The sequence below is a fragment of the Trinickia violacea genome, assembly GCF_005280735.1.
GTDB classification, from domain to species: domain Bacteria; phylum Pseudomonadota; class Gammaproteobacteria; order Burkholderiales; family Burkholderiaceae; genus Trinickia_A; species Trinickia_A violacea.
In genome coordinates this window covers 3,393,699-3,407,889 of record NZ_CP040077.1, presented here as the reverse complement: position 1 = coordinate 3,407,889, position 14,191 = coordinate 3,393,699, and the positions used below count along the sequence as shown (strand labels likewise).

Genomic DNA, 14,191 nt, shown 5'->3' with positions numbered 1-14,191 from the left:
TTTCCCGCCCAATCGCCTGTTTTGCGCGGCGGCGCAGCGCTCCCGCGCGGTTTCCGCCCGCATGCCAACATCATGAAATCGTCCCAGATCGGCATCAGCCGAGCCTATGACCGTCCGCTCAGCGAGCGCGGCGCGCGTTTTCTCGTCGATCGAGTGTGGCCGCGCGGCGTGACGAAAGAGGAATTGCATCTCGACGCCTGGCTGCGCGACGCCGCCCCAAGCGACGAGCTGCGCCGCTGGTTCGGTCACGATCCCAAACGCTGGAGCGAATTCGTGAGCCGCTATCGCACGGAACTCGACGCGCATCCGGACTGCCTGGAGCCGATCCTCGAAGCCGCGGCCAAGGGGCCGGTCACGCTGCTGTTCGGCGCGCGCGATCCCGAGCACAACCAGGCGGTCGTGCTCCGCGATTATCTGCTGGCGAAGCTCGCGCACCACTGACATCTACCGACATCCGATGCAAAGACAGAAGCCCGGTTTGCCGGCGCTCCTCGCCGAGATTCGCGCGTGTCGTGCCTGCGAGAGCGAATTGCCGCTCGGCCCGCGCCCGGTGCTGCAGGCGGGGAGGGCGGCGCGCGTGCTGATCGTCGGCCAGGCGCCGGGTGCGCGCGTGCACGAGAGCGGCGTGCCGTGGAGCGACAAGAGCGGCGAGCGGTTGCGGTCGTGGATGGGCATCGGCGAAGACCTCTTCTACGACGCTTCGCGCATCGCGCTCGTGCCGATGGGCTTTTGCTATCCGGGCAAGGGACCGTCGGGCGATCTGCCGCCGCGCCGCGAGTGCGCGGAATTGTGGCTCGACCGTGTGCTTGCCGAGTTGCCGGAGGTCGAGCTGACGCTGCTGGTCGGCAGTTACGCCCAGCAGCGGTTCCTCGCCGGCGAGCGCAAGCCGACGCTCACGCAAACCGTGCAAGCGTGGCGCGATTACGGCGAGCATCGGCTGCCGTTGCCGCATCCGTCGCCGCGCAACGTCGGCTGGTTCAAACATCATCCTTGGTTCGAACGCGATGTCGTGCCGGTGCTGCGTGCGCGCGTCGCTGCCGTGCTGGACGGCAAAGGCAACTAACCGCCGATTGACGCGAACCCTGCAAAAATGCGGGGCATCGGCGCGAACGAGGGGCGTTCGATTGCGACCGTTTTAACGAGCGCGCGTGCCGAGTTTTTCCCGCCGTTCCATTAGTCGCGCGCACCAATCAATCCGCCCGGAAACCCGCGCCACGCGCCGATCCGCCGCACAAACCCCGTCCGAAATCGAGCGTTAGCAACGCGCGTTTGACGGGGCTATCATTGCACCCCTGGCGTCTTTTCTTGCTTCCGATTCGTTGCACAAGCGAGGCAGTAACGAGGACGCATTCCGACTCTCCCAGGCATCAGAAAAGGATCGCTCTCATGACATCCGGCGTCATCCGCATTCGCGGAGCCCGTCAGCACAACCTGAAAAACGTGGACCTCGATCTGCACACCGGCGAAATGACGGTGGTCACGGGTCCGTCGGGCTCGGGCAAGTCGAGCCTGGTGTTCGATACGCTTTACGCGGAAGGGCAGCGGCGCTATGTCGAGACCTTCAGTGCGTACGCCCGTCAATTTCTCGACCGGATGGACCGGCCGCAAGTCGATCGCGTGGACGGCGTGCCGCCCGCAATCGCAATCGATCAGACCAACCCCGTGCGCAGCTCGCGCTCGACGGTCGGCACGATGACCGAGCTGAACGACCATCTGAAGCTGCTGTACGCGCGCGCCGCCGAGCTGTTCGACAAGGAGACCGCGCAAGCCGTGCGGCACGACACGCCGGAGACGATCTACGCCGAGCTGCTCGAGCGTAGCGCCGCGGCCGGCGATCCGCGCCTGGTCGTCACATTCCCGGTCGAGCTGCCCGAATCGGCGACCGAAGCCGAGGTCGAGCAATGGCTTTCTGCGAGCGGCTACACGCGGGTGCAGGCACAGCGCGAGGTCGCGTCGCCGACCGGCACGCGCAAGCTGCTCGACGTCGTCGCCGACCGTTTCCGTCTGCAGAAGACCGACAAGGTGCGCGCGGTCGAGGCGATTGAAGCGTCGCTCAAGCGTGGGGCGGGGCGCGTGAACGTCTATGTGCTGCCGGAGTCGAGCGACGATGATCAGCAAGCCGGCGCGAAGCCCGATACACCGCAAGTGTGGCGCTTCTCGACCGGCCTCCATTGTCCCGACAGCGATTTGCGCTACGCCGATCCGCAGCCGGGCCTGTTCTCGTTCAACTCGGCCTACGGCGCTTGCGAGGTGTGCCGCGGTTTCGGCCGCGTGATCGGCGTCGACCTTGGGCTCGTGATTCCCGACGAGCGCAAGACTTTGCGCGGCGGCGCGGTCAAGACGCTGCAGACGCCCGCGTGGAAAGAATGTCAGGACGACTTGATGCGCTACGCAGGGCGCGCCGGCATCCCCGTCAACGCGCCCTGGGCGGAACTGACCGCCGACCAGCGCGACTGGGTCATCAACGGCTCGCCCGATTGGGACGGCCACTGGCAGCGTCAGTGGTATGGCGTGAAGCGCTTTTTCAGCTACCTCGAATCGAAGGCGTACAAGATGCACATTCGCGTGCTCTTGTCGAAGTACCGCAGCTACACGCCATGCGAGACCTGCGGCGGCGCGCGCCTGAAGACCGAGTCGCTGTTGTGGCGTCTCGGCACGAAGGCGAACGCCGACGCCGTGCTCGCCTCCGAGGCGCGCTTCATGCCGCGCGGCGTCGCTTGGTCGCGCGCTCAACTGGAAGCGTTGCCAGGGCTCACGGTGCACGATCTGATGCTCCTGCCGATCGAGCGCATCCGCCGCTTCTTCGACGAGATCGCGCTGCCGAGCGCGCTGCTCGACGACGCGTTGAAGCTCCTGATCGCGGAAGTGCGCACGCGCCTCAAATATCTGTGCGACGTGGGCCTCGGCTACCTGACGCTCGATCGCCAGAGCCGCACGCTGTCGGGCGGCGAAGTCCAGCGGATCAACCTGACGACGGCGCTCGGCACCTCGCTGACGAAGACGCTCTTCGTGCTCGACGAGCCTAGCATCGGCCTGCATCCGCGCGATCTCAACCGTATCGTCGAGGCGATGCAGCGGCTGCGCGACGCGGGCAACACGCTCGTGGTGGTCGAGCACGATCCGTCGGTGATGCTCGCGGCCGATCGCTTGATCGACATGGGACCGGGCCCGGGCGAACGCGGCGGCACGATCATCTTCGACGGCACGCCTGGCGACATCCGCAAGTCCGGCACGCTGACCGGCGACTACCTGAGCGGCCGGAAGCACGTTGCCGACGCATCGCACTGGGAGCGCCGGCAGATCGACGCGGACACGCCGCGCATCGTTCTCGAAGGCGCGACGCAGCACAACCTCAAGGACGTGACAGTCGAGATTCCGTTGAAGCGCCTCGTCTGCGTGACGGGTGTGTCCGGCTCCGGCAAATCGACGCTGCTGCAAGACGTGATGTATCCGGCGCTCGCACGGCAACTGGGCAAGGCCACCGAAGCGCCCGGCGCGTATCGCCAGCTCACGGGCGCGCATCGCATCAGCGACGTCGTGTTCGTCGATCAATCGCCGATCGGCAAGACCGCGCGCTCGAATCCGGCGAGCTACGTCGGCGCGTTCGACGAGATCCGCAAGCTGTTCGCGAAGGCGCCGCTTGCGGCGCAGCGCGGCTATGGCGCGGGCACGTTCAGCTTCAACTCGGGCGACGGACGCTGCCCGACTTGCGGCGGCTCAGGCTTCGAGCACATCGAGATGCAGTTCCTCTCGGATGTCTACCTGCGCTGCCCCGATTGCGACGGCCGCCGCTATCGCGCCGAAGTGCTCGACGTGAAGATCGAGCGCGGGATGCTGCCGCGGGCGCTGTCGATCGCCGACGTGCTCGAGCTGACCGTCAGCGAGGCGGCGGCGTTCTTCGCGAAGGACGCGGACGTATTGCGCGTGTTGCAGCCGATCGTCGACGTGGGCCTCGAATACGTGAAGCTCGGCCAACCGGTGCCGACGCTCTCGGGCGGCGAAGCGCAGCGCCTGAAGCTCGCGGGCTTTCTCGCCGAGACCGCCCAGGGGCGCGGCAAGCAAGGCGCCACCGCAGGACGGCTTTTCATGTTCGACGAGCCGACCACGGGCCTTCATTTCGACGACATCGCGAAGCTGATGCGTTCGTTCGGCAAGCTGCTCGCTGGCGGCCACTCGCTGATCGTGATCGAGCACAACCTCGACGTGATCCGCGCGGCGGACTGGCTGATCGACCTCGGTCCGGAAGGGGGCGACGGCGGCGGGCGCGTGCTCGTCGCGGGGACGCCGGAAGACGTGAAGGCATGCGCCGAGTCGCACACGGGCCTGGCGCTGATTCAATACGACGCGGCGATGGGCGCGGGTGCGGAGGCAAAAGCGGCCGCGCAAATCGATACCGGCGTGCCGCTGCAAACCGCGCTTGCTGCTGCGCGCGCACGTCGTGCCGTAGAAGGCGACAACGTCGTACGCATCGTCAACGCGCGCGAGCACAACTTGAAGGCGCTCGACGTCGACATCCCGCACGGCCGCTTCAACGTGATCACCGGCGTGTCCGGCTCAGGCAAATCGACGCTCGCGTTCGACATCCTGTTCCATGAAGGCCAGCGCCGCTACCTCGAATCGCTGAACGCCTACGCGCGCTCGATCGTGCAGCCTGCGGGACGCCCCGAAGTCGACGCCGTATACGGCATCCCGCCGACCGTCGCGATCGAGCAGCGCCTCTCGCGCGGCGGCCGCAAGAGCACGGTCGCGACGACCTCGGAGGTCTGGCACTTCCTGCGCCTGCTCTACGTGAAGCTCGGCATTCAGCACTGCGTGCACGACGGCACGCCCGTCACGTCGCAAAGCGTCGAATCGATCGCCGCGCAGTTGCTGCGCGATCACAAGGGCCAGCACGTCGGCTTGCTCGCGCCGCTCGTCGTCAACCGCAAGGGCGTCTATACGGATCTCGCGAAGTGGGCGAAGGCGCGCGGCAATACGCACTTGCGCGTCGACGGCGAGTTCCTGCCGGTCGACCCATGGCCGAAGCTCGACCGCTTCCGCGAACATACGATCGAGTTGCCGGTCGCCGATCTCGTTGTCTCGGCGGACCGCGAGGGCGAACTGCGGGCAGCGCTCGATCAGACGCTCGAACTCGGCAAGGGCGTCATGCATTTGCTCTCGCCTTTGGACGGTCTGGGCGATGCGCTGACCAACGGTGACGGCACGTCGCGCGTCGGCGCGGTGAAAGTGCTTTCCGTCAAGCGCGCGTGCCCGGTGTGCGGCACGAGCTACCCTGAACTCGATCCGCGCATGTTCTCGTACAACAGCAAGCACGGCTGGTGCACGACCTGTGTCGGCACGGGCCTCGCGCTCACGCGCGAGCAGCGCGCCGTCTTCGACGACACGACGTTCGCCGAAGACGGCCGCGGCCGCGAGCAGAGCCTGCCGTCCGAGGAGCAGGAGCCGGAAGGCGTCGGCGACGAGCCGTGTCCGGACTGCCACGGCACGCGCCTGAACCCGGAGGCGCGCGCAGTAACGTTCGACGCGCAATCGATCACCGATGTGGCGCAGTGGACCGTGTCCGACACGCGCCGCTGGATCGACTCGCTCAAGATGAGCGGCCGCGACGCGCAGATCGCGCGCGATGTCGTCAGCGAAATCCAGAGCCGCCTGCAATTCCTCGAAGAAGTGGGCCTCGGCTATCTGAGCCTCGATCGCGCCGCGCCCAGCCTCTCGGGCGGCGAAGCGCAGCGGATTCGTCTTGCCGCACAGCTCGGCAGCAATCTGCAGGGCGTCTGCTACGTGCTCGATGAACCGACGATCGGCCTCCATCCGCGCGACAACCAGATCCTGCTGAACGCGCTTAAAAAGCTCGGCGACAAGGGCAACACGCTCGTCGTCGTCGAGCACGACGAGGACACGATCCGGCGCGCCGATCACATCATCGACATCGGCCCGGGCGCGGGCAAGCGCGGCGGGCAGCTGGTGGCGCAAGGCGGCGTCGGCGACCTGTCCGCGCGCAAGGATTCGCTGACCGGCCAGTTCCTCGCGGAGCCGATCGTGCATCCGCTGCAGACGCGCCGCGAGGTCGCGCAGGAAACCAAGCGCTCGACCGCGGTGCCCGAGCGCTGGTTGACCGTGCACGGCGGCAAGCTGCACAACCTGCGCAACGTTACCGCTGACATTCCGCTCGCGCGGCTCGTCGCGATCACCGGTGTCAGCGGCTCCGGCAAGTCGACGCTCGCGCGCGACGTGCTGATGACGAACCTGCTCGACGCGGTCGGCCGCTCGGTGCTGTCGTCGCCGGCGACGAAGCGCGCCCGCAAGAGCGCCCAGGCAAGCGGCGAAGGCGGGCCGTCCGCCGAGAAGCGCCGCACGAGCGTGCTCGCGCGCTCGGCGCCGCGCGCGTCGCTCAACGTGACGCATAGCTGGCAAGGGTGTGATTCGATCAGCGGCTGGGAAGCGATCGACCGCGTGCTCGAAGTCGACCAGACGCCGATCGGCAAAACGCCGCGCTCGTGTCCGGCGACCTACATCGGCGTCTGGGACACGATCCGCAAGCTGTTCGCCGACACGCTCGAAGCGCGCGCACGCGGCTACACCGCGTCGCGCTTCTCGTTCAACACCGGCGATGGACGCTGTCCCGCCTGCGAAGGCCAAGGCGTGCGCACGATCGGCATGAGCTTCCTGCCCGACGTGAAGGTGCCGTGCGACGTCTGCCACGGCCAGCGCTTCAATCCGGAGACGCTCGCGGTGACCTGGCGCGGCAAGAACATCGGCGACGTGCTGACGATGGAAGTCGACGAGGCGGTCGAGTTCTTCGCATCGATGTCGAACATCGCGCATCCGCTGCAGCTGATGAAGGACGTGGGCCTCGGCTATCTCACGCTCGGGCAGCCTTCGCCGACGCTGTCCGGCGGCGAGGCGCAGCGCATCAAGCTCGTCACCGAGCTTTCCAAGGTGCGCGACGACGTCACGCGCCGCGGCCAAAAAGCGCCGCACACGCTCTACGTGCTCGACGAGCCGACGGTCGGCCTGCACATGGCGGACGTCGCGAAGCTGATTCGCGTGCTGCATCGGCTTGTCGACGCCGGGCATAGCGTCGTCGTGATCGAGCACGATCTCGACGTGATCGCGGAAGCCGACTGGATCATCGATCTCGGCCCGGAAGGGGGTGTCGGCGGCGGCGCGATCGTCGCGGCGGCCGATCCGGAGACGCTCGTGCGGGTGCGCGCGAGCCACACGGGCGCGGCGCTCGCGCCGGTGCTGGCGCGCACGGCAAGCAGCGGTGCGAAGTCACGAACGAAGGAGGGGCTGCGGACGGCGTAAGCCGCGATGCGGTGATGAGGTAGACGTTCGCACCGAGTAGCCGGTGGTTAGCCGAAAGGCGGGAAGCGGTGTCATGCCGCTTCCCGCCTTTGTCCTTTTAGACCGTGACGACGATCTTGCCGAATTGCTGGTTCGATTCGAGATAGCGATGGGCGTCGACGATTTGATCCAGCGTGAAGACCTTGTCGATCACGGGCTTCAGCGCGCCCGACGCGAGGCCGTCCAGAATGAACCGCTTCGCCCGGGCGAGCTGTTCCGGGCTCTCGACGATTTCCTTGTAAAGGAAGCCGCGCACCGTGAGTGTCTTCGCCAGCACGGGGAAAAGCGGAAACGGCGTCGGGGCAGTCGCGAGCGCGCCGTACTCGAGAATGATCCCGCGTTCCGCCACCGCCTGCGCCAGCGATTCGAGCGCGGGACCGGCGACCGGATCGAAGGCCACGCGCGCGAGCGCACCTCCCGTGATGTCCGCGACGCGCGCCGGCAGATCCTCCTCATCGGTGACGACGACATGGTCGGCGCCGAACTTGCGCAGCGCATCGGCCTTCGCGCGCGTGCGCGTCGTCGCGATCGACGTTGCGCCAATCATCTTCGCGATCTGAATCGCGGCGAGCCCCACGCTGCTCGATGCCGCCGTGATGATGACCGCTTCGCCTCGCCGCATCTGGGCGACTTCGATCAGCGCGCCATAGGCCGTCACGTACTGCATCCACGTTGCGGCCGCTTCTTCCCAACTGAGCGACGCGGGATGCTTCACGGCCAGCTCGGCCGGGAAGTTCGCGACTTCGCCATAGGCGCCCCAGCGCGTGATCGACTTCGGCGGGATGAGGCTGACCGCGTCGCCGACGGCGACGTTCGTCACGCCCGCGCCCAGGGCGGTCACGATGCCTGCGCCCTCGTAGCCCAGCCGGGCCGGGAAAACCGGGGCTTCGACGTAGTGTCCGGAGCGAAACATCGATTCGGCGCGGTTCAGCCCGAGCGCCTTGATTTGAACCGCGATTTCGCCCGCGCCGGGCGGCGGCACGTCGACCTCGTCGATCTGGAGGACTTCCGGGCCGCCGTTTTGATGGATACGCACGATACGCGACATGATTCGATCTCCTGCGAGTGAATGACGCGTTCACTATAATTCGAGCCGAAAACGCGATAAATGCCGCATCAGATCAATCTATCGAAACAGGCTGTTTCTAATCATGGATCGACTCACGAGCATGGCGGTCTTCGTGAAAGCCGCCGAGACCGGTTCGTTCGCGAGTGCCGGCGAAGCGCTCGGCATGTCGTCGCAACTCGTCGGCAAGCACGTCCGCTTTTTGGAAGAGCGCTTCGGCATGCGGCTCATCAGCCGCACGACGCGGCGTCAGAGCCTGACCGAAGCGGGGCGTGCGTTCTACGAGCGCAGCAAGGCCGTGCTCGCGGAAGTCGAGGCCGCCGAGGCGCTCGCGGACAGCCTGCAGGCCGTCCCGCGCGGCAAGCTCAGGGTCAATGCGCCGGTTAGCTGGGGTGCCTACAGCCTGACGCCGATGCTCGCGCGCTATGTGCGCAAGTACCCGGAAGTGAGCGTCGACCTGACGCTGACCGATCGCGTCGTCGACTTGATCGACGAAGGCTACGAGGCGGTCATCCGGGTTGTGCCGATCGCCGATTCGGGCCTCATCGCGCGGCCGCTGGCGCCTTACCGGCTCGTCGTCTGCGCCTCGCCCGCCTACCTCGCGGAGCGCGGTACGCCGGCGGTGCCGGAAGATCTGGCCGAGCATGAATGCGTCGGCTTTGCCTATTGGGCGCGGCCGCCGGATGTCGACTGGGAATTCAAGAGTGCGCAAGGCACGCACCGGGTGCGGCTGAAGAGCCGCTTTTCGATCAACAACGGGCAGGCGCTGCGCGCGGCGGCGGTCGAAGGCGCGGGCATCGTCCTGCAGCCGCGCGACATGCTGCAAGAAGATCTGGCCGCGGGGCGGCTTGTCGAGCTGCTGCCGGGTTTCGAGGCGCCGTCGCTGCCGATGCACTTGCTCTACGCCCGGGACCGCCGGCCGACGCCGAAGCTGCGCAGCTTCATCGACTTCGTCGTCGAGACTTTCGGCGCTTGACTCGGCGCTTGATTCGGCAATCGACGGCAGCGTGCGAGCCGAGCCGCCGACGTCAGCCGTCGTTCACGCTTCGCCGACCCACTCCCGCTTGTCCGGCGCCGGCGCGGCCTGGCCTTCGCTAGAGCCCTTCACCTGGCCCGCCCACAGCAGCGCCGCGACCAGAAGCGCGACGGCGAGCCAGCCGTTCGCCCCATAGCCGAGGATCTGTCCGGCTGGCCCTTGCGACAGCATTAAGCCGCCGAGCCACGCGCCGCAGCCGGTGCCGAGCGCCTGCACCGCGCTGTTCGCGCTCAGGAACGCGCCGCGCTGAGGAGGTGCCGGCACGGTGGTGAGCAGCGCCTGCATCGGCACCATGCGGCCCGACATCACGACCATGAAGAACGCGAAGAACACGATGAAGACGGCAAACGGCACATCGGGCAAATGCGTGACGAACAGCAAAGGCAGCATCGACACGATGCCGAACACGCGGAAGATCTGGCGGCGCCCGTAGCGGTCGGCGAGCCGGCCGACCGCGCGAGACGTGAAGAACGTGGCGGTGCCGCCTGCCATATAGATCCACGACAGTTGCGCGGGCGCTACGCCGTGATTGGCAACCAGCACGGGCGAGATGAACGGGATCACGAGCATATGCGACAGCATCATCGTGAACGTCAGTGCGAACGCCGTGAGGTGCCGCGGATAGACGATGAGTCGCCACAGCGCGGGCAGCACTTCCGCGAGCGGCGGCGCTTGGTGGGCGAGATGTTCGTTCAACTGCGGCACGGCGTATGCGGATCAAAAAATGCGGCGTGTATTTTCGCCACAACTGCTTCAGTCGGGTGGCATCTATCTTGACAGACCGGGTTGAGCCGGGGCATTGGTCCGCTTAGCACAGGGGGAGGAGTCGTCAAAGGTTTGAGGCTGATTCGCTTCTAGCGCAGGCGGGGAGGCGACGTTGGCCCAGACTGCGGCAACGGACCCGCCCGCTGTCGCTCATAACAAGCACCTTCGATTGCTAGACACTCGGCAATCAACATCTTGGACTTTGTGTCGAGGTGTACGTGTTCTGTGGCAGGTGTGCACTGAGAACATTCTATTAAGATAACTTTTCTTGAACTAACCCGCTGACGCGGGAGGAGGTGGTCAGCCAGCGGCGTCGGCTTCGACATCGTTCATGGAATGGCTCCCCTCGAGTGGGACGATGGCAGTGCAGTTTGCTGCCTTGTCCCTTCTGAGTGGAGTCCGCCATGACACCCTTACGTCGACGCATGATCGTGGATATGCGCGTGCGCAACCTCGCCGCCAACACGCAGCGCGCCTACCTCCAGCAGGTGAGCGCCTTTGCCCAGCACTTCGGGTGTTCCCCTGAACTGCTGGGCCCAGAGGAGGTGCGCGACTGGCAAGTGCACCTGATTGAGGTCCTGCGGCGCTCACCCAGCACGCTGGTGGTGGCCACTGCGGCGCTGCGCTTTCTGTACAACGTCACGCTCAAACGCGACTGGTCAGTCGACGAGATCCCCATGTCGAGGACACCCCGCAAGCTGCCGGTGATCCTCAGTCAGGAGGAGGTCAACCAGTTCCTCGAAGCGATCCGCAGCGTCAAGCATCGTACCGTGCTGATGGCAGCCTACGCCGCGGGCCTGCGCATCTCGGAGGCCACCCGGCTGAAGGTCAGCGATATCGATAGCCAGCGCATGATGTTGCGCGTCGAACAGGGCAAGGGCCACGCCGACCGCTATGTGATGCTCTCGCCACGGCTGCTGGAGATCCTGCGCAATTACTGGTGCATTGGCCGGCCCCAGTACTGGCTGTTCCCGGGCCGCTTCGCGGATCAACCCGTGGGTGCCGACGTGATACGGCAAGCCTGCCAGGACGCGCGCCGCCGCGCCGGTATCAGCAAGCCCATCACGCCGCACTCCTTGCGCCATGCGTTCGCGACGCACCTGCTCGAATCCGGCACCGACGTGCGCACCATCCAGTTGCTGCTCGGTCATTGCAGCCTTGCCACCACCTCGCGCTATCTGAAGGTCGCAACCAGCACCGTCTGCGCGACGACCAGTCCGTTCGATCGCCTGCCTCACCGATCTGCCACTCCCATCTGCCCTGAGCCATCGCCCACCAACGACTGAGCGCGATGATGCGCGCCGCGCTGGAACTGGCGGACGTTCTGCGTCGACACGGCCCAACCTATCGGGAAGTGCATGCCGACTCGCTCAGCCGCGAACAGCGTCGCGTCATGAGCGCGATCGAGCAATGTCGTACCGCGGCGCTGGGTGGCCACGTCGAGCAGTGCGACACCTGTGGACATCAGCGCATCGCCTATAACTCCTGTGGTAACCGGCACTGTCCGAAGTGCCAGTCGCTCGCCCGCGCGCAATGGCTCGAGGACCGCCAAGCCGACCTGCTGCCCGTGCCGTACTTCCACGTGGTCTTCACCATCCCCGAGCAGATCGCGTCGATCGCCTTCCAGAACAAGCGGGTGGTCTACGACATCCTGTTCCAGGCCACGGCCGAAACGCTGCACACGATCGCGGCCGACCCACGCCATCTCGGTGCAACGATCGGTTTCATCGCGATCCTGCACACGTGGGGGCAGAATCTTGTGCATCATCCCCATCTGCACTGCGTCGTCCCGGGCGGTGGCCTCGCTGCCGACGGCAGCCGCTGGGTGGCCTGCAAACCTGGTTTCTTCCTGCCCGTGCGGGTGCTTTCGCGTCTGTTCCGGCGACTGTTCCTCGAGCGATTGCAGCATGCCTTCGACGTGGGCGAACTGCGGTTCTTCTCCTCGCTCGTGCACCTGGCGGAACGACGCGAGTTTGCTCGCTATCTTGCCGGTCCGCGGCACGCCGAATGGGTTGTCTACGCTAAGGAGCCGTTTGGCGGCCCGCAGCAGGTCCTCGACTATCTCGGCCGCTACACACACCGCGTCGCGATCTCCAACAACCGCCTCGTCGGCCAGACCGACGGGCGCGTCACGTTCCGCTGGAAGGACTATCGTCATCCGGGCAGGCCGCGCGTGATGCATCTGGACGCCCACGAATTCATCCGGCGCTTCCTGCTGCATGTGTTGCCGCGCGGGCTACAACGCATCCGTCACTACGGCTTGCTCAGCAATCGCCTGCGTGAGTCTCGGCTGACCGTATGCCGTGATCTGCTCAACGTCGAGCCAACCAGCGAAGCCTGCGACGCGCCCGAACTTGACTATCGCGACCGCTACGCGGAACTCACAGGCCGCTCGCTCTACGTCTGTCCAGTGTGTTCGCGCGGGCGCATGCTGTGCATCGACCACTTGTTGCCCTATGCGGCGCCGCGCGCGCCACCGGCGAGTCCCCGATGAATCCCGATCCGCTCGCTCGCAACACCGACCCCTCCGCCTCCCGCCGGCGCCCTGGGATACGCTCGGCCAGATGTCGCGCACCCTCGCCTGAGACACTCCGCGTCGTCTCGTCATCCCTTGCGTTGTGCAGGTATTCCTTTCCCAAAGCGGGCCGCGAGCTGTTCGTCCCGGGCGCTGCGAATACGGTCGTCGTGAACACCACATGCGTGCTTCGATTCAACGCACATAGCCCAACCGTCTGTGGAGCGGTTTAGCTCAAAGAATTGTTAGCCAAGCACAGACGGCCCGCACGTCGTGCCAATGCGGGCCAGTTGCGCCGTCTGTGCTTCGCTAACAATCCTCTGCCTTATCGCGGCCAGCCCCAACGAGGTAGTTGTGGGTGGCGGAGCAGGGGAGGCTTCGGACTGCAGTTCGGCCAAACCTGAGATTCAGACATCCGCATCGGTGAGGCCGCAAACAGTTTGCGGATTCGACTGGTCGATGCAACGGATTGGTGAAATCGCTCGCCCGGCGTGTCGAAGTTGCGTGTTTTTCGGCGACGACCGATACGCCGGCGGACCTGACAGCAACTCGGTGACGGCGTCGGTATTGCAACGGCAGACTGGATTCGCCGGCTTGCGAGATCGCCGCCCCTGCCTGTGCCTTTGTCGTTGGAAATGGCTTGCGGTGCTTTCTTGGAGGCTTCAGCGGTACAATCGCCCAGCCGTCAACCGGAGGTCCGTGCGCTTCACGACCAGACGCGACCACGTTGGCGGCATCGGACAATGGGAGTCTTTCGTGGCGAAGGTCAATGCTGAAGCGCAAAAAGAACAGATCCTGAACGCGGCAGCGCAGCTCTTCATCCAGAAGGGTTTCGGCGGCGCATCGATGCAAGAGATCGCTGAGGCACTGGGCGTGACGCGTACGGCGGTCTATTACTACTACAAGAACAAAGACGAAATCCTCACCGCGCTCGTCGAAGAAGTGACGTTGCAGGCCAAGCGTCTCTCGACTCGCGTCGCGTCCGAAATCGATGGTGACCCACAGGAGCGATTGCGCGCGCTCGTCCATCAGCACACGATGCTGATCCTCACGCATCACAACCAGTTCCGGGTGATAGACCGCACCGAGCATCAGTTGCCGGATCGCGCGTACCGGGCGAATGAAGATGCGAAGCGCGCGGTCCTGAACAACTTCACGGCTGCAATCGAAGCGGGAGTGAAGGCCGGCGTCTTTCGCGTCGTCGACGCGAGAATTGCCGCGTTCACGATGATCGGCATGTGCAGCTGGCCCGCGTTCTGGTACAGGCCCGACGGCGCGAAGAGCGCGACCGAGATCGCCGACACGATCGCCGAACTGGCCGTCCAATCCGTGCTGCGCCCGGGCGATCGTCGATTGAAGAGCGGCGGCGTATCCGAAGCGTTGGGGCTGCTGCGCGAGGACCTCGATCATCTATCCCTGATGATCGAAAAAGCGCCAAAACAAGGGTGAATATTTTTTTGCA

General features: G+C 65.7%; 8 protein-coding genes and 1 pseudogene. 7 read left to right on the top strand and 2 right to left on the bottom strand.

Going from position 1 to position 14,191, the window contains the following annotated elements; translation table 11 throughout:
- The first annotated feature begins 72 nt into the window (after positions 1-72).
- The 3 genes from FAZ95_RS15555 (at position 73) to uvrA (ending at position 7,308) form a co-directional block, all read left to right on the top strand.
- Positions 73-441 carry a DUF488 domain-containing protein gene (locus tag FAZ95_RS15555; RefSeq protein WP_137333265.1) on the top strand — a complete coding sequence of 123 codons (369 nt, stop codon included), beginning with the start codon at positions 73-75 and terminating at the stop codon, positions 439-441.
- A 16-nt stretch (positions 442-457) separates the two neighbouring features.
- On the top strand, positions 458-1,063 hold the full coding sequence (locus tag FAZ95_RS15550) for a uracil-DNA glycosylase family protein (protein ID WP_137333264.1): 606 nt from the start codon (positions 458-460) through the stop codon (positions 1,061-1,063).
- Positions 1,064-1,386: 323 nt separating this feature from the next.
- Complete coding sequence (gene uvrA / locus FAZ95_RS15545) at positions 1,387-7,308, top strand: excinuclease ABC subunit UvrA (RefSeq protein ID WP_175425623.1); 5,922 nt, start codon at positions 1,387-1,389, stop codon at positions 7,306-7,308.
- A 97-nt stretch (positions 7,309-7,405) separates the two neighbouring features.
- On the opposite strand, the gene FAZ95_RS15540 is transcribed toward uvrA, so the two are convergent.
- Entirely contained in the window at positions 7,406-8,395 is a 990-nt protein-coding gene (locus FAZ95_RS15540; protein ID WP_137333263.1) for a zinc-dependent alcohol dehydrogenase family protein, read from the bottom strand.
- A 103-nt stretch (positions 8,396-8,498) separates the two neighbouring features.
- Between FAZ95_RS15540 and FAZ95_RS15535 the strand changes: the two genes are divergently transcribed.
- Positions 8,499-9,389 (top strand): LysR family transcriptional regulator, encoded by an 891-nt coding sequence (locus FAZ95_RS15535; RefSeq protein ID WP_137333262.1) that lies wholly within the window; start codon positions 8,499-8,501, stop codon positions 9,387-9,389.
- A gap of 63 nt (positions 9,390-9,452) precedes the next feature.
- On the opposite strand, the pseudogene FAZ95_RS15530 reads toward FAZ95_RS15535, so the two are convergent.
- Positions 9,453-10,154, bottom strand: a pseudogene (locus FAZ95_RS15530) (MFS transporter); the annotation flags it as partial.
- Positions 10,155-10,618: 464 nt separating this feature from the next.
- Here FAZ95_RS15530 and FAZ95_RS15525 point away from each other — a divergent pair.
- The 3 genes from FAZ95_RS15525 to FAZ95_RS15515 all read left to right on the top strand — a co-directional run bounded on the left by FAZ95_RS15525 (position 10,619) and on the right by FAZ95_RS15515 (position 14,178).
- Entirely contained in the window at positions 10,619-11,500 is an 882-nt protein-coding gene (locus FAZ95_RS15525) for a tyrosine-type recombinase/integrase (RefSeq protein ID WP_137332475.1), read from the top strand.
- Positions 11,501-11,505: 5 nt separating this feature from the next.
- Complete coding sequence (locus FAZ95_RS15520) at positions 11,506-12,708, top strand: IS91 family transposase (RefSeq protein ID WP_137333145.1); 1,203 nt, start codon at positions 11,506-11,508, stop codon at positions 12,706-12,708.
- 777 nt (positions 12,709-13,485) lie between these two features.
- A complete protein-coding gene (locus tag FAZ95_RS15515; protein ID WP_254699725.1) occupies positions 13,486-14,178 on the top strand; it encodes a TetR/AcrR family transcriptional regulator in 693 nt (230 codons plus the stop codon).
- The last annotated feature ends 13 nt before the right edge of the window (positions 14,179-14,191 follow it).